General features: G+C 39.6%; 17 protein-coding genes and 2 pseudogenes. 4 read left to right on the top strand and 15 right to left on the bottom strand.

Annotated elements, in window-relative coordinates:
- The coding region (locus tag CP368_RS02985) for a recombinase family protein (RefSeq protein ID WP_143468300.1) at positions 1 to 342 on the bottom strand (342 nt) is incomplete at its 3' end.
- A 68-nt stretch (positions 343 to 410) separates the two neighbouring features.
- A pseudogene (locus CP368_RS11010) lies at positions 411 to 506 on the bottom strand (DUF1659 domain-containing protein); the annotation flags it as partial.
- A gap of 235 nt (positions 507 to 741) precedes the next feature.
- Here CP368_RS11010 and CP368_RS02975 point away from each other — a divergent pair.
- On the top strand, positions 742 to 1,164 hold the full coding sequence (locus CP368_RS02975; RefSeq protein WP_098045744.1) for a hypothetical protein: 423 nt from the start codon (positions 742 to 744) through the stop codon (positions 1,162 to 1,164).
- 145 nt (positions 1,165 to 1,309) lie between these two features.
- Here the strand turns inward: CP368_RS02975 and CP368_RS02970 are convergent, their stop codons facing one another.
- Positions 1,310 to 1,420: a putative holin-like toxin gene (locus tag CP368_RS02970; protein ID WP_098037210.1), complete on the bottom strand. Its 111-nt coding sequence runs from the start codon at positions 1,418 to 1,420 to the stop codon at positions 1,310 to 1,312.
- Between the two features lie 251 nt (positions 1,421 to 1,671).
- On the opposite strand from CP368_RS02970, the gene CP368_RS02965 reads away from it, so the two are divergent.
- Positions 1,672 to 2,109: a hypothetical protein gene (locus tag CP368_RS02965; RefSeq protein WP_087236518.1), complete on the top strand. Its 438-nt coding sequence runs from the start codon at positions 1,672 to 1,674 to the stop codon at positions 2,107 to 2,109.
- 269 nt (positions 2,110 to 2,378) lie between these two features.
- Positions 2,379 to 4,397, top strand: a pseudogene (locus CP368_RS02960) (KUP/HAK/KT family potassium transporter).
- 490 nt (positions 4,398 to 4,887) lie between these two features.
- Here CP368_RS02960 and CP368_RS02955 read toward each other — a convergent pair.
- From CP368_RS02955 to CP368_RS02900, 12 genes are all read right to left on the bottom strand, one after another.
- On the bottom strand, positions 4,888 to 6,840 hold the full coding sequence (locus tag CP368_RS02955; RefSeq protein ID WP_098044004.1) for a M13 family metallopeptidase: 1,953 nt from the start codon (positions 6,838 to 6,840) through the stop codon (positions 4,888 to 4,890).
- 84 nt (positions 6,841 to 6,924) lie between these two features.
- Positions 6,925 to 8,142 (bottom strand): MFS transporter, encoded by a 1,218-nt coding sequence (locus CP368_RS02950; RefSeq protein WP_098044005.1) that lies wholly within the window; start codon positions 8,140 to 8,142, stop codon positions 6,925 to 6,927.
- Between the two features lie 98 nt (positions 8,143 to 8,240).
- Positions 8,241 to 9,449: a DUF438 domain-containing protein gene (locus CP368_RS02945; RefSeq protein ID WP_098036833.1), complete on the bottom strand. Its 1,209-nt coding sequence runs from the start codon at positions 9,447 to 9,449 to the stop codon at positions 8,241 to 8,243.
- Entirely contained in the window at positions 9,449 to 10,030 is a 582-nt protein-coding gene (locus CP368_RS02940) for an iron-sulfur cluster assembly protein (protein ID WP_098036832.1), read from the bottom strand. The genes CP368_RS02945 and CP368_RS02940 overlap by 1 nt, the downstream gene beginning before the upstream one ends.
- 70 nt (positions 10,031 to 10,100) lie before the next feature.
- Positions 10,101 to 10,814: an anaerobic ribonucleoside-triphosphate reductase activating protein gene (nrdG, locus tag CP368_RS02935; protein WP_013641398.1), complete on the bottom strand. Its 714-nt coding sequence runs from the start codon at positions 10,812 to 10,814 to the stop codon at positions 10,101 to 10,103.
- Positions 10,798 to 12,993: an anaerobic ribonucleoside-triphosphate reductase gene (nrdD, locus tag CP368_RS02930; RefSeq protein WP_098044006.1), complete on the bottom strand. Its 2,196-nt coding sequence runs from the start codon at positions 12,991 to 12,993 to the stop codon at positions 10,798 to 10,800. Before nrdD ends, nrdG begins: the two co-directional genes overlap by 17 nt.
- A gap of 181 nt (positions 12,994 to 13,174) precedes the next feature.
- The gene (locus tag CP368_RS02925) at positions 13,175 to 13,318 is read right to left on the bottom strand and encodes an LPXTG cell wall anchor domain-containing protein (protein ID WP_158227418.1); all 144 of its coding nucleotides are present in this window, start codon (positions 13,316 to 13,318) and stop codon (positions 13,175 to 13,177) included.
- Positions 13,319 to 13,412: 94 nt separating this feature from the next.
- Entirely contained in the window at positions 13,413 to 13,856 is a 444-nt protein-coding gene (locus CP368_RS02920; protein ID WP_098036829.1) for an SLAP domain-containing protein, read from the bottom strand.
- A 105-nt stretch (positions 13,857 to 13,961) separates the two neighbouring features.
- On the bottom strand, positions 13,962 to 15,230 hold the full coding sequence (locus CP368_RS02915) for a carboxylate--amine ligase (RefSeq protein WP_098044008.1): 1,269 nt from the start codon (positions 15,228 to 15,230) through the stop codon (positions 13,962 to 13,964).
- Positions 15,231 to 15,252: 22 nt separating this feature from the next.
- On the bottom strand, positions 15,253 to 17,202 hold the full coding sequence (gene asnB, locus CP368_RS02910) for an asparagine synthase (glutamine-hydrolyzing) (protein WP_098044009.1): 1,950 nt from the start codon (positions 17,200 to 17,202) through the stop codon (positions 15,253 to 15,255).
- Between the two features lie 141 nt (positions 17,203 to 17,343).
- The gene (locus tag CP368_RS02905) at positions 17,344 to 18,753 is read right to left on the bottom strand and encodes a serine/threonine protein phosphatase (protein WP_098044010.1); all 1,410 of its coding nucleotides are present in this window, start codon (positions 18,751 to 18,753) and stop codon (positions 17,344 to 17,346) included.
- A 53-nt stretch (positions 18,754 to 18,806) separates the two neighbouring features.
- Positions 18,807 to 19,292, bottom strand: coding sequence for a hypothetical protein (locus tag CP368_RS02900; RefSeq protein WP_087176533.1), 486 nt, complete (start codon positions 19,290 to 19,292; stop codon positions 18,807 to 18,809).
- A gap of 154 nt (positions 19,293 to 19,446) precedes the next feature.
- On the opposite strand from CP368_RS02900, the gene CP368_RS02895 reads away from it, so the two are divergent.
- Positions 19,447 to 20,019 carry a DNA-3-methyladenine glycosylase I gene (locus CP368_RS02895; protein WP_087363984.1) on the top strand — a complete coding sequence of 191 codons (573 nt, stop codon included), beginning with the start codon at positions 19,447 to 19,449 and terminating at the stop codon, positions 20,017 to 20,019.
- Positions 20,020 to 20,031: the final 12 nt, after the last annotated feature.

Raw genomic sequence — 20,031 nt, 5'->3', positions numbered from 1 at the left:
TTTAGGACGTTTATAGTTTAAGCCCGATCCAATATCTGAGATATATTCATCGGCGATAATGCCTCTAGCATTCAAGAATTGCCTTAAAAAAGCAACTTGATCTTTTAAATCGTCTTTTTGCCCATTGGAAGATACCCGCGCGTAAGCCACAATTTTGCGTTTATCAATGGGCTCGTTATGATCAAGGCCTAAATACTGATCAAGCTCTGATTGATAGTAAAATCGTCTGTTGTTAGCTGTTCGATGAGCTTTTAATTTCCCAGCTCGATCCCAGCTTTGAAGAGTGAACGGCGCTTTGCCAAGATAGGCAGCAGCTTCTTTTAAATACATAATTCTAGACATAAAAAATCTCACCACCTTGTAGCGAGATTATAACACACTTTATAACACTTAAAAAACACAATTACACATATATTTTTAAACTTGTTGAAACTCTTAAGTCCATTAGTGTATCTCTTATTGCCAAATGTATATTGGATTGATTGTTCTGCTAATTCAAAGTTCATAATTTTCTCCTACCTTACTTAATAATTTGATTTGAATTGTTGTAATCAACCTGCCGGCCAGATGTTTTACACTATTACTAACAATCTGAGATCCAAAAATGAGCCAAAGTTTTTAATATTAGTTAAAATTAAATCTTCTATTTATCTTTTTTCACCTAAATGCCTTAAACTATAATTTAGCAATCAAGGTTCTCGCTGAACCTAATTCACAAAATACATGGGAGAGAGATTTTTAATGAAGAAATTAATCTTTTGGGGTGCGATTTTTGCTATGTTTTTGATTGGCGGAGGTGGCGCTGGCGCCTATGTTAGTCACAGTAATGCCGTTCAACGCAACAGTCAGAGTAATTCTAATATGAAGTCCAATACTAAGGAGAAAAATAGTAATTCTGCTGATGTAGACAAGAATTCTAGTTCAAGTTCAGATATTTCCAGCTCTAGCAGCAGTTCCGACAAGGACAAGAATAAGGAGAATAAGGATCATCAAGATAAGGACAAACAATCTAGTTCTGCCTCATCTTCATCCAGCGACAAGGATGCCGATGCTCAATCTAGTTCTTCAAGTAGTACCAAACAATCAAGCAGCCAATCTAATCAATCTTCTAGCAGCGCGCAATCATCAAGCACCCAGAGTTCAGATGATTCAGATAATAAGTAATTGCTGCGAGTCTATGAACTTGCTATAATATGTAATGAAAAAGAGGTCGGCAAATGAGCCAACCTCTTAATGTAGAATCGCGTAAGCGGTGCTATCAAATATTGTTACTTATTCAATAACTGCCGGCTCTGCACAGCCAAAGCAGTTATTTTTTTCGTTGATCAAAAAACTTAATCAACTCAACAACTAATGCAATTAGAGTAACGACAAATGTGCCGAATTCTAATATTAGTTGCAACGCATCTGCAACAGACACGAAGGCTTCTCCTTTCTATTAGGAGATGCAAGTATGAGTTAAAATTTACTCATAAGCGCCATCCCCTTCCAGGATAGCCACCACTTCAGCTTTTCTACGGCTAAAATTATACTAAATCCAAATATACGTTCACAAGCAAACATTATAAAGAAATTTCCTAAAAGCAGTTAAATTTGCTTTTATTTGCAGAAGTCGGTAGAATTATTATTGATTTTTCATCTATTTATTTTCTAAATAAAGGGGTAACAACTTTGACTGAAGAAGAAAAGAACGCTCAAGCACAAGCAGATAAAGAAACAGAAGAAGAAAACGACGATCTTAAAGTCGTAATGCCAGAAGCTAATAAGACTACTATGCCTAAGGAAGAATTCAAGGAACAACCTGATTACTTGAAGGTCTTCGCTAACTTCTACATTGCTCAATTTGATGAAGATGACCTTGAAATCATCAACCTTTACGATGAAAATCACAACATGGTTGATATTAACAGTTATCTCTTGAACAACATCCACTTCCCACGTAAGAAGTTGGTTGAACACGTTTTGCAATACCATGATTACAACTTTAAGAACTTACTTGATGTAATGGTTGAAAAGACCGGTGTTAAGCCAGAAGACATGCTTACTTACGAAGCATGGGACAAGTGGTATGAAGAACAACGTGCTAAGATTTCTTCATCACTTTCATAACTTATATTGAAAAAGGCTCCCGATTTGGGAGCCTTTTTTTGTGTTCAAATATATTCAATTGAGAAGGGTGTTCAGTATAACTGACAAAAAGCGCAAATTTTGTCAGTTATATCGAACACTCTGCTTTTTTAAACCCAAAATTAAAACATAATTATTTTACTTGCAATGTGAACTAAAATAGACGAAAATGAATATATTAAAAGGAAAATGTCATCGTGGCATTTTCTTTTTTTATTAATAGCTACAATTTATTTGTGGGAGATATATAAATGAATACTAAGTCAAAACGTATGAGCGCGGCTGGCTTACTGATCGCCATTGGTATTGTCTATGGCGATATCGGTACTAGTCCACTTTATGTTATGAAGTCTATTGTCGAAGGCAATGGCGGTATCGGAAATGTTAACCGCGATTTCATCATCGGTTCCATTTCTTTGGTTCTTTGGACCGTGACACTACTAACTACCTTACAAACGGTTTTGATTGCGCTAAAAGCAACCAACCATGGTGAAGGTGGTATTTTTGCTCTGTATACTTTGGTTAGAAAGAGAGCCAAATGGCTGGTATTGCCTGCTTTGATCGGTGGGGCTGCCATCTTAGCCGATGGTACGTTAACTCCGGCCGTAACTGTTACCACCGCGATTGAAGGGTTAAAAGGTCTTCAATTTGGTGGCAATGTTCCTGTTTCTACCCAGGAAATGGTAATCATGATTACCGTAATTATCCTGCTGGTGCTCTTCTCTATTCAAAAGATGGGAACCAGTATCATCGGTAAAGCATTCGGCCCTATCATGTTTATCTGGTTCACCTTCTTAGGCGTCATGGGTGTTATCAACATGGCTGGCGATTGGTCAATCATTCAAGCGATTAACCCAGTTTATGCCATTAAGTTACTCTTCAGCCCTTATAATAAAGCCGGAATCTTTATCTTAGGATCAATCTTCCTGGCTACTACTGGTGCTGAAGCTCTTTACTCTGATGTAGGACACGTTGGTAAAAAGAACATCATCGGTTCATGACCATTTGTATTTGTTTGCTTGTCACTCAACTACTTTGGTCAAGGTGTTTGGATTTTGAACAACCCAACTTTCCGTCCTGCCGACGGCGGCGTGCTTAATCCATTCTATGAAATGATTCCAATCAATATCAGATTGTTCGCTATCATCTTGGCTACTGTTGCCGCTGTTATTGCTTCACAGGCTTTGATCACCGGATCATTCACTTTGGTCGCTGAAGCCAGTGGACTTAAGTTCTTGCCAAGAATGAATATCGATTACCCATCAACAGAAAAAGGTCAGATCTATATTCCTTCCATCAATAAAGGAATCTGTGTTGCTACTATCGCAATCGTTTTGTACTTCCAAACTTCTGCTCACATGGAAGCAGCCTATGGTCTTTCCATCACGATTTCAATGCTTGCAACTACCATCTTGCTTTATGAATGGTTAGTGTTGAAGAAAATTAACCCACTTTGGAACTGGATCTTCTTGATCTTCTTCGGTGTTCTTGACATCATGTTCATGATCTCAAGTTTAACCAAGTTCACCCACGGTGGTTACGTATCACTCTTCATCGCTGGTGTAATCGGCTTCATCATGTATGTTTGGTACTACGGTAACAAGGTTCGTGATAAACGTGAATCACGTAATGCTTACGTTCGCTTAGACGAATATACCGATATGCTTACCAACTTAAGTCACGACGAAGATTATCCAACTTACGCTACTAACTTGGTTTACATGGCTAACGTTAAGTACAACAAGTTTATTAAACGTGAAATCTTGTACTCTATTTTGGATAAACGTCCAAAGCGTGCTAAGGCCTACTGGTTCGTTACCGTTAATGTAACCAACGAACCATTTACCGCTGAATATGCCGTTAATACCTACGGTACTAAGAACGTAATTAACATTCAGCTATACTTAGGTTTCAAGAAGCAAACTAGTGTGAATGTCTACATTCGTCAAATCGTTCACGATTTAATCGCTGACGGCACAATCGAACCACAACCACAGGAATACACTACTACTCCTGGACGTGATGTCGGTGACTTCTCATTCGTTATCGTTAACGATGTCATCAGTCCTCAAACTCAATTAGTTGGTTATGAAAAATGGTTAGTCGAAGCTCGTGTTCGTTTGCAAAACTTGTCTTCTAACCCTGCTTCATGGTTCGGTTTGGAATACGCAGATACCGTCATTGAACGTGTACCATTAATCTTAGGTAAACCAAATCCATCTTACATTAAACGGATTAAACCTAAGGATTATTCCAACGCTAAGAAATAATAATAGACAAATCAAAAAGGCACCCGTGATGGGCGCCTTTTTAGTGCAATAAACTTATTATATGGGTAGTAAGTAAGTTATAAAGACTGCAGCGTAGTAGCGGCACTGCAATCAGCTCTATTATAGTGTTGAAAATGTAAAATGGCTAACATTTGTGCTTTTTAATATTAATAAAGAGTAAATATTATAGTTGTATCAATTTTCTAACGACAGAAAAAAGCGGTCTTTCGACCGCCCACAATTCTTTCGAGTCGATAGCTAGTCGACCCTCAACACACGTTATAGTGTATTATTTCTTCATATTAAGTACCATTATAACATGATAAAAAAAGCTCTGCACAACGGCAGAGCCACTTGCAAGTTATCGTCTTGCATTGCATGCATCCATGATCAATGAGATCACAACACTTATTCTACGAATATTTTACCATGACAAAATAAAAGCACGAAGTTCTAAATCAAAAGAACCTCGTGCTTATTTTTATCTAAACTACCAAATCACAACACGTTTTTTAGGATCAAGCCACATACCGTCGCCTTCCTTAACGTCAAATGCCTTGTAGAATTCTTCTTGGCATTGTGATTGGACGTTAGCACGTTCTGGACCAGGTGCGTGAACGTCAACTGAAACTTGCGTCTTAATAGACTCAGTAAGTTGCTTATTAGCCCAAACACGAGCAAAGTTTTCAAACAACTTCTTCATATCGCCGTTTTCACCCTTGTTAGCTTGAACAGCAGCAGTTAAACCACCTTGGTCAGCGATGTTTTCTGAAACAATTTGCTTACCGTTCAAAGTTACAGGACCATACTTGATGCCGTCGAACAAGTCGATTTCAGCTTGCGTACGCTTCTTGAATTCTGCATAGTCAGCGTCAGTCCACCAGTTCTTCATGTTGCCGTATTCGTCGAATTGTGCACCGTTGTTGTCGAATGCGTGTGAAACTTCGTGGGCGATAACAGTACCGATACCACCGAAGTTTTCAGCACGATCTTGCTTCAAGTCGTAGAATGGTGCTTGCAAAATTGCGGCTGGGAAAGTTAAGTCGTTTCTTTGTGGGTCGTAACAAGCGTTAACCAAGTTACCTGGCATGAGCCATACAGTACGGTCAACTGGCTTGTGCAGCTTCTCTACGTTGTACTTAACTTGTTCAATTTCAGCAGCTCTAGCGTTTGAGTAAAGGCTGCCACCTTCGCTAGCTGGGGTTACGTGCAAACGATCGTAGATTTCTTCAATCTTGTCTGGATAACCGATCTTCAAGATCAAGGCACGTAACTTAACGATTGCCTTGTGCTTAGTTTCTTCAGAAAGCCAGTCATTGTTCTTGATACGTTCTTCGTAAACATCAAGCATCTTGTGAATCATTGATAAAACGTCTTTTTTAGCGTCTTCGCCAAAGTAAGTCTTACCGTAGTAAACACCAACAACTTCACTAAAGATGCCGTTAGCAAGGTGGTATGCTTGCTTTTCTTGGCTTTGAAGTTCTGGTTGACCTGACAAAGCTTGGCTAAATGGGAATGATGCTTCACGGAAGTCTTGGGACAAGTAGCTAGCAACACCATTGATGAACTTAACGATCATCCAACCCTTGATTTCATCGAAGTTGTCCTCGTTAATTAATTCATCGAAGTGATCCAAGTAGCGAGGTTCTGCGACGATTACGCGGTCTGGAACTTCACCCAAAGCTTCCTTCAAGAAGTAGTCCATCTTGAAGTTAGTAATCTTCTTTTCAAAGTCTGAGATTGGCATTGGGTTGTACATTGCTGGGTAGTCTGCCCATTCTTCAGATGACTTAACTACCTTAGATACCTTGTCATCGAACTTCATGGCATCGTCAACGTATTCTTCAGCTTGACCCGCTGAAAGACCTGCCATCTTAAGAAGCTCAATTGATTGCTTCTTCAAAACGTCGAGCAATTTTTGTGCCGCATCAGTCTTATAAGTAGTTGTATCTGGCAAGAAAATTGATGAACCGAAGAATTGCAATACATTGATCTTAGTGTTCTTCATATCGGCATCAACGTCGAAGCTGAATGGCAATGCAAAAGCCGCCTTGAACAAGTCTGGAACCTTCAAGTTGAAGTCAGCAAAGTCACGAATACCTTCAAGCAAGGCTAAATCAGCTTGGATAGGCTTAGCGCCATCTTCATCACGACGCTTAAAGTCACGCGCTAACTTGTAAAGTTCAACTGCCTTCTTCAAGTTAGGCACATCAGCAACTTCTTTTTTACCATCGGCAAAATCTGCGAAGTCCTTCATCAACTTCTTTTCAACATCAAGGTCAATGTTGTCGAAGCTAGCAATTCTTGAACGGTCTGATGGGATCTTGACGTTTTCAAGCCATTCAGAGTTAACTGCTAAGTATAAATTATCTTGTGGACGAGTACCTACTTTTGGTTCGAGGATGTCGCCGACACCGCCGCGAACGGCCATTTTATTATTCATTCAGGAAAGTCCTCCTTTTTTGGTGTCTAAAAAATTAAATCAAGCTAATTATATCATTTTAATTTAATTTTGTATGCTTTTTACTTATTTATAAATAGTTAATTCTTTGTGCACTCTCATGTAAGTTGGAATCATGACTACGATCATCAAGGCAATCACGATAGCGGCTACCCAGAAGAATGGAATATAACCAGCATGGTCGATGATTAAACCACCAAAGAGCGGTCCAAACGCACGCCCGATCCCCGAAGCCACCATGTTGGCACCTTGGTACTTGCCTTTACTGGTGAGTGGTGACAAGTCGTTGACGTAAGCAGGAATAGCTGGGAACGCGGTTGATTCACCCAAGGTCAAGATGAACATTGATAAAGCGAAGTGCGCGAAGTCTTTGGCAAAAACTAATGTGATAAACGATAGTGAGAACATGCAGATCCCAAAGATGATCTGATGGAAGAGATTTTTAAAAATATTAGGAAAACTAGCCAAAATCCCTTGCATGATGGCGATAACGCCGGCATTAAGGGTCCAAAGCAAGCTGTACAAGTGGAATGGAATTCCAAGTGAAACCATGTAAACGGACAAATTGGATTCCCAGTTCATGTACATCAGCCAAGTTACACCCAAGGTGGTGAAGAAGACCATCGTCATAATGAAATTGCGCTTTGGCATTGGTTCTGCTTTATGCTTTTCACCCTTCTTATGCTTGACCATTCTCTCCTTATGAAAGGCAATAATTGGCCTGTAGTTGAAGATCGCATTGATGAAGGCAATTACAAAGAGCAGTGCCGCAATCACGAATAGAAGCGTAATTGATAAGTCGTAGAGGTATCCTACGATCAAAGTACCGGTTACCACACCCAAGTTTTGTGAGAAGTACAAAACGTTGAAGACGTAGCGGCCCGGATATTTTTTCAAACTAGTGGCAACGGAGTTGATCAAGGTTCCGTTCCAGCCGCCCAAGAAGCCGGTCAAAGTCAGCCAGACCCAATATTCTGGCCAGCCATGAAATGCGGCCATCAAAAATAAGACTGCAGCATCTAGACCTAAGCCCCAGAGCATCAATGGGTACGGATTGTATTTATCATAAAGACGTCCTGAAATAATTGAGCCGAGGATGTTGCCGGCACAGTTACAGAACAGGACCACACCAATGATTGACAGACTGATGTGCAGCTGTTTGTTTAAGTAAACAGAAGTTAATGGCCAAATGAAACTAGCACCGATCCAAGTAGCTAATTCACCTACGATCAGCCAAATTAACTTAATTTCATCAGTTTTAATTTTTCCATGTGCATTTTTCATATTTGCCTCCCTAATGTTCTTTTTGTCCATTGTCTAGCTTATCAAGAAGTACAAAAAAAGAACAGTGCCAAGCTGACACTGTTCGTAAACTATTTAACTTATTCTGTTTTCTTTTGTCCCGTCAATTTTTCAATGTCGGTGATATCTTGCGCCACCTCGAGGCATCCCAGATACTGATCATCGTCATCATGGACGGCGTAGTAACGCAAATAGAGCTTTCTACCCATCTTTCTTGGCGTGAACCAATATGAGATCTCGTTCTTCTTACCTTCATGAAATTCCTTGAAGATCTTCTCGATGATTGGCTTGCTGGCCGGTGTGTGGCAGGAGAAGACGGAGTTGCCGATCGCGTTTTTAGAATGAGGGAAAATATTCGCACCGCCGCCGAAGTAAGCTACCTTGTCGTTAGCATCGACGAAAGTTAAAGCAAATGGCAACATGTCTAAAATTGCGGACAGTTGTTTTAGATTCAATGATCCTTCCTTGAAGTTAATGAACAAGCTGGAAAGATTATCAAACGAAATTGGGCCGGCAGCCTTTGGTTCCTTTTTTGGCTTCCAGTTCATCGGTGGATTAATCAAGGTATAGCCGATTTGCTTTTCTTCTTGTTTGACGTTTTCCCAGTCTTCTTGATTTGCGACTTCATCGATCATCGGAATCATGATGTCTTCTTCCTTGAAGATCATCTCAAGCACTTCGTGACTAGTTTCCTTGATCGCCTTATCCAATTTTTCTGCATCAATTGGATCAGTATTAGCAATCTCATTTGCTTGTTCAATTAAACGTCTAATCTTGTCATCCACGCCCCACATTACTTGTGGCGGAGCAGTGATGCCATATTTGGTCATTAGTGGAAACAGTGATGTTTCTTTTCTAGCATAGTGCTTATCAATCGTAGCTAAATCAGACAATGCTTGTTTGATTTTATCTAAGGTTTCATCAGATTTGTTATCTTCCCACTTTTTCAAGTTAGGCAATAAAAAGTCATTGACCAGCGACTTGATAACCACGTTTTCCTGCTTGATTGTGTTCACCGGATGACCTGGTATGGAAAAATCGGGATTTTCCTTGTTCTCTTTGATATTGCCCCTAAACACATCAGCGTGAACGTTACACAAATATTGAATCTTGCGTGGATCCAAACCTTGTGCGATTAATTCCCGCTCTGCTGCCGTAATTTCAGATACGTCGACCTTATCGAACGCCTCCTGAAACATCTTCTTCGCTGTCGCAAAATCGCCGCCAGCTTGGATATAATGCAAGATCTTGAGCAGCGCCTCTTGTCTTTCTTTACTTAAATTCGCCATTATTCAATCACCTTGTAACCCTTTTCTTCAAAAGCCTGTTTAATCTTGTTTAAATCGATCTTCATTGCTTGTGCACCAAGCGGAATCGTCATTACTCTACCTACTGTGCTGAGCAAGCCTGGAATCTTAATTCTGGTAAAACCGCAGTCATACATAATCTGGATAAAATCAGGATATTCATCAGCCAGCTTTTTAATTGGCACAGAAAAGTCGATGATCTTTTGTTTTTCTTCTGTCTTTTCAATCTCGTCTTTTTCACTTTGATCATCAAGCATCCCCAGCTGCTTCTTAGCGGCTTCAGTCATCCTCTCAGGCGACCAAACAGGATACCAGACTAATTGCACCTGGCATAAATCAATGCCGTCCACGGTCAACACAGCCTGTTTAATGTGGTCTTGCAAATAAGTAGACAATGGACAACCACTGATCGTCAAAGTCATTCTTACGGTTGCCTTGCTTCCTTCAATATCGATGCCATAGATCAAACCTAAGTTAACAATATCAACCTGCAATTCAGGATCGATAACCTTTTGCAAGGCGGTCATAATTTGATCAACTAACTCTATTTTTTCTTCTTTCATCGTTTTTCTCCACAAAATAAGGGTAACTGTAAATCTAATTTTACAATTACCCCTTGTTTTTATCTATTATCTATCTTTGCAATTTATCCCAAATAACGACTTTGCCAGCCTTCAATGACTTAGGCACATCGATAATTCGTTGGTTGCTTGAACCTCTGAATTGCAAGGTCAAATCTTTCTTTGCTTCAAGGAATCGTCCATCAACCAAGATATCGATCTTCGACAGCATTTCTTTTTTATCAGGAGTTTCCTTTTGCAATTCATCCCAAGTGTAGCCTGACCAAGACCAGATGTCTTTGGTATGACCGAATTCTTTTCTAACTCGGTTAATAATTTTCAAGCAAACCCAAGTGTTCAAGAATGGTTCACCGCCTAAAAGGGTCAAACCTTGCACATAAGGCTGAGACATATCTTTGATGATCTGGTCTTCAAGGTCTTGCGTATAAGGCTGACCATAGTTGAAGTTCTGCGCTGCCAAGTTGTAGCATCCCGGACAGTCAAACAAACATCCAGAAACGTAAAGACTACATCTTACACCTTCACCATCAACGAAGTTGAACGGCTTATAGTCCGCAATCTTGTGCAAACTATGCTCTTCACTCTTCCATTCTTGTGGCTTAGGATTCTTAGGCATCGCCTTTTGCTTAAGCAACTTCTTAGCGTGATCAACTTGAGGCTTATATTGATTTGAGTCAACAAATACCGTATCACCATCAATATTAACCTTGATCAAACTGCTTCGAATGTCAGGGCCTTCTTGATCGTTTTTATCTTTCTTTGGCATTTTCTTTAGTTTCCTCTTCAGCTTCTTCGCGTACTAAGCCCATGGTCATGTGCTTTACTCTGTGAGCAATTTCTTCATGACGACCGTGAACCATAGGTCTCTTCAAAGGATTACCAAGGTAGCCGCAGGTTCTCTTTACACAGTCACAGGTACGTGGATCGTGGTTGCCGCAGACTGGGCATTGGAAGCCTTTAGCAGTAGCCTTGAATTCACCGGCAAAACCACACTTGTAGCACTTGTCGATTGGAGTGTTGGTACCAAGGTAGCCTACCTTGTCGTAAGCCCAGTCCCAAACGGCTTCAAGAGCTGCTGGGTTTTGCTTCAAGTTAGGGTATTCGCAGTAGTGGATGAAACCACCAGCAGCGTATTTTGGATAATCCATTTCGAAACTCAACTTTTCAAATGGAGTTGGGTGCTTTCTAACATCGTAGTGGAATGAGTTAGTGTAGTATTCCTTGTCAGTGATGTCCTTAACCTTGCCGAACTTAGCAGTATCAAGTCTGCAGAAGCGGTCGGTCAAACTTTCACTTGGAGTTGAGTACAAGCTGTAGTGGTAGTGGTTAGGATCGTCCTTTTCCCACTTAGCACATAAGTCATGCATCTTCTTAACGATCTCAACAGTGAAGTCGTGAGCTTCCTTGTTGTGTTCCCAATCGGAACCGTAGAAGACAGTACCTACTTCGTAAAGGCCGATGTAGCCCAAGGAAACAGTGGCACGGCCGTTCTTGAAGAGGTCGTTAACGTTGCCATCTTCTGAAAGACGCTTGCCAAATGCACCGTATTGGTAAAGGATTGGTGCGTTGACTGGCTTAGCTTCGGTTACGCGGTGAGCCTTGAATTGCAATGCTTCGTGGCAGGTTTGCATTCTAACTTTGAAGATCTTCCAGAAAAGATCCATGTCGCCGTGACTTTCCATAGCGATTCTTGGCAAGTTAACAGTAACAACACCTAAGTTCATTCTGCCTGAGTTAACTTCCTTGCCGTTCTTGTCCTTCCAACCTTGTAAGAATGAACGACAACCCATCGGACACTTGAATGAGCCGGTGATTTCTTTAATCTTGTCGTAGCTCAAAACGTCTGGGTACATTCTCTTGGTTGAACATTCGATGGCAAGCTTCTTAACATCGTAGTTAGGATCACCTGGGTGCAAGTTGAGCCCCTTCTTAAGGGTGAAGAGTAATTTAGGGAAGATCGCGGTTCTGTGTTCTTTACCCAAACCAGCAATTCTGATTCTTAAAATATCTTTTTGGATTTCTTTTTCAATCCAAGAAGTACCAAGGCCGAAGCCCAAGCTAGTAAATGGTGTTTGACCTTGGCTTGAGAACATAGTGTTGATCTCGTATTCCAGGCTTTGCATAGCGTCGTAGATGTCTTTCTTAGTACGCTTCTTAGCAAAAGCATCTGCTTTTTCTTCATCGTCAATTAATTCTTTAGCATCCTTTAAGTGCTTTTCGTAGTTCTTTTGAGCAAAAGGAGCTAAAACTTCATCGGCACGGTCGAACGAACAACCACCGTATTGACTTGAAGCTACGTTAGTGATGATTTGGGCAACTTGGCTGGTAGCAACGCCGATTGAGTTAGGACTTTCCATGTAGGCATTACCAATCTTGAAGCCGTTGGTAAGCATTTCTTTGAAGTCGATCAAGCAGCAGTTAGACATCGGTGAAAGTGGAGTGTAATCCAAGTCGTGCCAGTGAATGTCACCGCGAAGGTGTGCTTTAGCGATGTGTTCAGGCATCATAGTCAGACCAACGGTCTTACCTACTGTACCTGCAGTCAAATCACGTTGAGTGCTGAAGACATCACTATCTTTATTTGCGTTTTCGTTAACGATGGTTGGGTCTTTATGGACTAAGCGTTCCAAACGGTTTTTAGTATCAATTTGTTTTTCCCATTCGGCAACGTCATGCTTGCGATAAGCAACATACTTTTTGGCAGCTTCAATATAGCCAAGTTCATTCAAGCTTTGTCTAAATGCATCCGCAACATCTTGTGCTGTTACAGTGTCATCATCAAGCTTATCCATAATCTTGCTTAAAATTACTGTCTTAACATCGTCCAAGCCAAGAGCGTGAATAACCATCTCCAATTTAAACAATTCGAACGGATATTTAGCGCCATCACGCTTAACAAACATTGTCGGTGTATTTAATTTCTGTTCCAGTTCTTGCTTTAACATAAAGATCAACCCCTCTAAATCTATGAATCAATCTTACCATAGAACACAATATATTGTATTCTATACATATAGAGGCATCTACACCTTGTATTTAGCAAATTGCTGTCATTAAAACATTTTTGAGCAAGAAAAAAAGTTGAGAGAAATTTCTCCCAACTTTTTGGTATTTTTTGAAATATTTTTAGTTATTTTTACGCTTACGATCTACGCCAAATCCGAACAATCCTAAACCAGCGAGTAGGGATCCTAAGATATCGGTAGATTCTTTAGCACCAGTTTGTGGCAATGCCAACACACCGACAAATTTTCCAAAATTCTTCTTCATTTTGAACATCCCTCTTTCCCTATTTCATAATTAAACATATCAGAACATCAAAAAAGTTTGGTAGAAAATTTCCACCAAACTCTTAGTTTTCTAATTAATCAGCCACGTGAGTAAAAGCTGTATCCTTAACTCTTACGTAGACAGGTTGTCCTTTCCAGTAACCTGACTTGTAGTATTTAACGCCGCGGTAAGTATAAGTACGCTTTGGCGTGTTGTAATTTCTACCATCATTAGTTAAGAAGTACTTCTTGCCCAAACGACGACCATATTTATTGTAGATGTATGCCTTGTGCTTGATATGGAAAGTAGCGTGGTTAGCCTTGTAGTCGTAAACTTTCTTATCATGCTTGTACTTGTGGTATGCACGCGTACCTTCTTGAATACCTTCGTCAACTGCTCTACCGACTAAATAACCGTTGAAAGAACCCCAGAATGCATCTGAATATGGGCTAGCTTGAACGGTAGTAGCAGCTGGAGCCGCAACAGAAATCCCCATAATACCTGTCACAGCAACAATACCTAACTTTTTAATTTTCATCCTTGAAAAAATTCACTGTAATTATATCACCAACTCATTATTCCAAAGATATGAGTAATAAAAAAAGTTTGGAAATAGCTTCCAAACTTTCTGAAATATATTCAATTACTTATTTTTCTTGAAGTATTGACCCTTATTTACTTCGTAGTACTTCTTGTAACGAGCGTAGTAGTTGTGGAACATGTATTTCATCAAAAGCCAACGCTTAAAGTTACGGTCCTTGTCGTAGAAGACAGTAGTGCCATAACGGCCTTCGTGAATTAATTCTTCTGCAGTGTCCTTAGCATCGTTTTCAAAGGCGTATTCCTTAAAGATCTTAACTGGTACACCCATCCATAAAACGTGCTTAGACTTCAACTTGTTGCCGTATACAGTGTCCTTATCCTTCAAGCTGTCTTCAACGTAGTCGTCAATGTACCACTTAGCCAAGTTGTAACCGTTCAAAGTTACGTAGAAGCTTGAACGACCTTGACGCAAGTTGATTTCGAAGAACTTGTATTGACCGTCACGAGTATCGTACTTGATATCAAAGTTAGCCATACCAGTGTAGTTCAACTTTTCAAGGAAGGCTTGAACTTGTTCGTACAACTTTTCATCGTATGCTGGCAAGATAGTCATGTAGTTACCAATTGATTGTGGGGTTGGGTCTTCCAATAATGGGTGACCTAAGCACATCATCTTAACTTGGTGGTTTTTGTCAACGTATGCATTCAAGGTTCTCATGTTTGAGTCATCACCAGGAATGAAGTCTTGTAAAATAAGGTCTTCAGTATAACCGTGGGTGTAGATCTTGCCTACGATATCCTTGAATTCATTTTCATCATGAATAGTGAAAGTCTTCTTACGACCTTCGAATTGGCAGTTAAGCCATGAAACTGGGTCTTCTGGCTTAAGTTCTACTGGGAATTGGAATGGCACATCAGTGTACTTGCCTGACTTGTAATCATCCATAGTGATGATCTTAGTCTTAGGATATGGCAAACCATATTCTTCAGCTACTTCGTAGAAGCCTTCCTTTGAAATCAACTTTTCAAGCAAGTCGTAATCGATGTAAGGTACGATAAATACCTTGCTCAATTCTTCCTTATGCTTTGAAAGAAGTTCTGCATAACCATCACCACAAGCAATCAAAATTACAGGTTCCTTATGGTCCTTGTAGATTTCCATCTTTTTACGCATAACATCCATGAAAGTTGGATCTGCGCTAAAACCATGGTGAAGTTCTACGTCAACAATCTTTGAATAACGGGTTGCGGCAAGTTGTGCATCAGCCATTGCCTTAACCTTAATACCGTAAGCCTCGTTAAATGAACGAGCCATACCATAAACGTTAATGTCACTACCAAGTAAAATTGGTGTAAATTTTTTAGTCATTATCCTAAATTAAACCCCTAAATTATAGTAATTTGCCTTGTGAAATTAATTTTGCAACTTCAGGTTGAACATGTTGGTATTTCTTAACAGTATTTTCGTAATCAACAAAGAACAACTTGTACCAAACAAGGAAGGTGTAGATAGCCCAGATTTGACGTCTGTGTGAGCCGTCCCCTTCGTAGTTGTCATCAAGAAGCTTGATAATCTTCTTTTGATCGAAAATGTCGTTAACAAATTCTTCTTCGAACAAGCTACGTACTTGCTTGTAGAAACGTGGTTCCTTAAGCCATTGCTTGATTGGTGTTGGGAAACCAAGCTTTGGACGCTTAGCCCATTCATCAGGCAATACCTTCTCTGAAGCCTTACGAAGTGCGTACTTGGTATCATGACGGTTAACCAAGTACTTGGTTGGGATTGAGTTAGCTAATTCTGCGATCTTCTTATCAAGATATGGAACACGAACTTCAAGTGAGTGAGCCATTGAAATCTTATCGGCCTTTTGTTCAATATCGTTAATCATGAAGTGGTGCAAATCGATGTATTGCATTTGCTTAACGTTATCAATATCCTTAACCTTCTTGAAGTCCTTTTGGTAAATGCCGTTAACAGTCAACTTATTGCGGTAAGTTGGTTGCAAAATGCTGTTGGCATCCTTTGAGGTAAAGATAGTTGGGTAATCCATATCGTAAATTACTGATTGACCAACGTAGAATTCACTTGGTTCAGCCAAGTTGGTGTACATGTGAACTTTACCTGGGAAATTAGGCATCTTCTTAATCTTGTGGGCCAACTTAATTTGCTTCTTCTTAGGAAGTTTCTTAAGTTCGCTAGTGAAGATCTTAATGATATCGTTATGAGTGTGCATCCCGTAGTTAACGTAGCCAGCAAACAATTCGTCGGCACCTTCACCAGAAAGTGCAACAGTAACGTGCTTACGAGCTAACTTACACAAGTACCAAAGTGGGATGATTGATGGGTTGGCATCTGGTTCATCCATGTGGTATTGCATTTCTGGAAAATCACGCATAGCTTCGTCGGCATCAACCTTGTCACTGTAGAACTTCCAGTGGTTGATGTCAGCTAATGCCTTAGCCTTTGAAGCTTCATCGTAAGTTGAGTCATCAAAACTTACTGAGAAAACATCGTCTGGGTTAAGCAAAGTAGTCAAGTATGAAGAGTCAATACCTTCTGACAAGAATGCACCCACCTTAACGTCAGCAATTCTGTACAAATCGACGGTTTCCTTCAAGTCATCGTTGATACGCTTCAAAGTTTCTTCAAAGCTTAAACTATTTTCCTTGTATTCCGCATCCCAGTATTGGTGGGTCTTCATTTCACCATCTTTGTATTCGAACCAGTGACCTGCTGGAAATCTGTAAACGCCTTTAAAGAAGGTTTCTTCAAGGTCGTTGTATTGGTTCATGAGGTATGGCTTAACAGCTTCAACGTTCAATTCACGCTTGAACTTTGGATATTCCAAGAAACTCTTAAGTTCTGAACCTACAAGTAAGTGGCCATCTTGGTTGCTGTAGTACATTGGCTTAATACCAAAGAAGTCACGTGCACCATAAAGGGTCTTGTTGTTGTCATCCCAAATAAGGAAGGCAAACATACCACGTACCTTCTTAAGAAGGCCATCCATGCCCCACTCTTCATAACCGTGAAGCAATACTTCAGTATCGGCCTTGGTAGTGAAAGTGTGGCCTGCTTTAATTAATTGTTCTCTTAATGGTTTAAAGTTGTAAATTTCACCATTAAAGATAATTGCTCTAGTTTTATCTTCATTATAAATAGGTTGAGCTCCTCCACGAAGATCGATAATTGACAATCTTCTGAAACCAAGGGCAACCTCATCATTAGTGTAATAACCGTCGGAATTAGGTCCACGGTGCTTGATAGTAGCCATCATCTTACCAATAACGGCTTGTTTTTCGTTTATTTTTGGATCATAAAATGCGACAATTCCGCACATATTTCAACTTCCCCTAAGCTAATTTCTCTCTACTTTATCTATATATAAATATACTTACACTTATAATTTTTTTACTTTAACTTTTTTATTATAAGCTAAACACTTGTAATAGCCAAATAGGTTTACTTTTCTTTACCTAAACTAAATAAAATATACCCGCCGTCTTGAAGCAGCACCATAGCCAAAGACTTGAATACGGTGACGTTTCAAGTCGACGTTAACGATATAGCCAGCTGCTTCGTTATTATGGTCAATTTGGCGTTTCAAATTTTTATTGAATTTTGTGGTCAAAGAATGTTTTGGCCCCATTAAAGCCGAGCAGTTAAACAGAATGTATTGGATACCATTGATTCTGTATTGATCTTCGCGGTGACGGTGGCCGCAGAAATAAGCAATGATGCGAGCGTTCTTTACATGAGTGAAGTTGAAGTCATTGGACAAACGGAATTCTGCTGGCTCGCCGTCGCTAGCATGCATGCGGCCTTTTTCTCTTTGGTTAAAGGCAACGAGCAATTCATGCAAGGATCTACCGTTATATTTGAGGGCGTTGCTACCCTTGCGGTTGATTGGGTTGGCATGACTCATAAAGATAATCTTCTTATTCGATGATCTGGTCAAAATTTCGATGATTTCTTCAATTTGATCTTCACGCACAGCCAAAGTGATTTTGGCATCGTATTTCTTTTGTCCCTTATTATTCAAAATATAAGGCAAATCTGAAGTATTGACGGAGATTACACGAATATCATTGAAATCAAAGTAAGCAACACCATGTTGACGTGAAACGTAATGGATATTCTTTTGTCGATACATGTCGGGCCACATGATGTTTTCAAACTCGTTTTCCGGGAACGATGCTTTTAGATCGTGGTGTTCATCAAACTTATCGTTTTCATCGTGATTACCCTTAATATTCAAATAAGGAAGCGTATCCGACTTAAACGAATTGTTTAACTTGATCAGCTCGCCTTCACCAAGCAGACCCGCATCAGAACCATCGATCCAATCGCCTAAGTGAGCCTTCATGTTAAGCAAACCAGATTGATCAAGATAAGAAAATTCTTGCACGTGCTGCAGGCCATTCCAACCGTAAAAATCGACACTATCCTTATCTTTAAAGTGCGTATCAGTGATAACGCCGATATTAACTGAGTTTTTGCCTTTGCGAATATGCTTTTTAACTTCACTAGTAAAATCATCCAAATAATTTTCAACTACATAACGACGACCCGTTTTTGTATCATGAAAATCACGGAAACGATCTAGTTTTTCACTATATTTACGTACATACTCTGGTGCAAGTTCTGTGGTACTTTCTGAGCTTAAGCCTTGATGCAAAACACCATCTTTATCTTGATAAACGGTTAGCACAAATTTCTTACCATCTGGTGTACCATCTTCTGCATCAACATGATATTCACCAATAGTGGTATATTTTTGCATAGGATCTAGTAACTCGCCATCTTTATCCATGGCTGAACGCTTTCTTGCTCCTACGATCTTATCTACGATCTTATCAACTATTCCTTTAGTATGTTTCAATAGCTTCATTTTTTCGCCCCAAAGACAAAAAAAGCCGGCTCTCGCGACCCGACTCAAATAATTTATGCGTTGTGTGCTAAAGCATAAGCAGCAAGTCCTACTGACAAAACAGCATCTTTAGACAATACTTCTTGTAAATCCTTGGCAGCGATTGCTTGAACTGCGCCAATAACCTTTAAACTGTAAACGATAACTCGATAATCAGTGGCTGGATCATACAAATCATCTTCATATGGATTTTCGTGGTTGTAAGTTAAATTAATTTCATCCTTATCAACATAACCATCAACGTGGTTAGTTAAGATACGGTCATGTAAATCAGTTAACTTATCAGCCATTTTGATCAAAGTTAATTTATGATCGCTTTCTGCTTCGTAGTATTCTTCTTCGGTCATATCAAAGTAATCTTTAATAGGATTATTCAAAACGCCCAAGTTATCAATTACTTTATAGACAGCTTCAGCGTCAAAGTCTTGTTCACCATTCAAAATCTTGTCTTGTGATAAGGCTAAATCATCAGCCAACATCATGGTATCTAATTTTTCCATATGATCCTCCTCAAAATTCACCCCTAATTATAGCAAAAAAAGGGATTAAAGCCTGCATTTCAAACTTAAAAATAAAATTTCTTAGAAAAAAATCCACTTTTTTTGCGTAATAAATATTAGAGAGTAAAAATATTATTTTAAAGGAGAAAATTTCATGAATGAAACTAGAATATTACGCTGCCCTTGGGGCGATGTAAAAGACGAAACAGTGAGAAACTACCATGATCATGAATGGGGCAAATTAAATTTAGATGATCAATATTTATATGAAATGCTGGTACTTGAACTTTTTCAATCAGGGCTCAGTTGGTCCACAATTTTGCACAAACGCGAGAACTTCAGAAAAGCTTTTAAGGAATTCGATGTAGAAAAAGTTGCTCAAATGACCGATTATGACGTAGGCCTGCTGATGCAGGACAAAGGCATCATCCGTAATCACATCAAAATCAATGCCGCAATCAAAAATGCTAAGGCGATCCTAGTAGTTAAGCAAGAATATGGCAGTTTCGCCAAATATTTGCAAAGTTTTATCCCTTCACCAATTGTGCATCATCCCGATACCATTGACGAAGTTCCTACCACTAACGACATTGCAAAGCAGATTGCCAAGCAAATGAAAAAAGATGGTTTCTTTTTCGTAGGTCCTGTAATTATCTATTCTTACCTCCAAGGAATTGGCTTAATTAATGACCATCTTGAAGATTGTTACTTCAAAAATAATGGATGAAAAAAAGAGAAG

The organism is Lactobacillus sp. UMNPBX17 (assembly GCF_002553735.1).
GTDB lineage: Bacteria > Bacillota > Bacilli > Lactobacillales > Lactobacillaceae > Lactobacillus > Lactobacillus gallinarum.
This window is presented reverse-complemented; position numbering and strand designations above follow the sequence as displayed.

Coding starts and splice junctions, on each gene's coding strand:
- CP368_RS02975 (WP_098045744.1), top strand. CDS start 742: ATGAAGAAATTAATCTTTTGGGGTGCGATTTTTGCTATGTTTTTGATT.
- CP368_RS02955 (WP_098044004.1), bottom strand. CDS start 6,840: ATGAATAATAAAATGGCCGTTCGCGGCGGTGTCGGCGACATCCTCGAA.
- CP368_RS02950 (WP_098044005.1), bottom strand. CDS start 8,142: ATGAAAAATGCACATGGAAAAATTAAAACTGATGAAATTAAGTTAATT.
- CP368_RS02945 (WP_098036833.1), bottom strand. CDS start 9,449: ATGGCGAATTTAAGTAAAGAAAGACAAGAGGCGCTGCTCAAGATCTTG.
- CP368_RS02940 (WP_098036832.1), bottom strand. CDS start 10,030: ATGAAAGAAGAAAAAATAGAGTTAGTTGATCAAATTATGACCGCCTTG.
- nrdG (WP_013641398.1), bottom strand. CDS start 10,814: ATGCCAAAGAAAGATAAAAACGATCAAGAAGGCCCTGACATTCGAAGC.
- nrdD (WP_098044006.1), bottom strand. CDS start 12,993: ATGTTAAAGCAAGAACTGGAACAGAAATTAAATACACCGACAATGTTT.
- CP368_RS02925 (WP_158227418.1), bottom strand. CDS start 13,318: ATGAAGAAGAATTTTGGAAAATTTGTCGGTGTGTTGGCATTGCCACAA.
- CP368_RS02920 (WP_098036829.1), bottom strand. CDS start 13,856: ATGAAAATTAAAAAGTTAGGTATTGTTGCTGTGACAGGTATTATGGGG.
- CP368_RS02915 (WP_098044008.1), bottom strand. CDS start 15,230: ATGACTAAAAAATTTACACCAATTTTACTTGGTAGTGACATTAACGTT.
- asnB (WP_098044009.1), bottom strand. CDS start 17,202: ATGTGCGGAATTGTCGCATTTTATGATCCAAAAATAAACGAAAAACAA.
- CP368_RS02905 (WP_098044010.1), bottom strand. CDS start 18,753: ATGAAGCTATTGAAACATACTAAAGGAATAGTTGATAAGATCGTAGAT.
- CP368_RS02900 (WP_087176533.1), bottom strand. CDS start 19,292: ATGGAAAAATTAGATACCATGATGTTGGCTGATGATTTAGCCTTATCA.
- CP368_RS02895 (WP_087363984.1), top strand. CDS start 19,447: ATGAATGAAACTAGAATATTACGCTGCCCTTGGGGCGATGTAAAAGAC.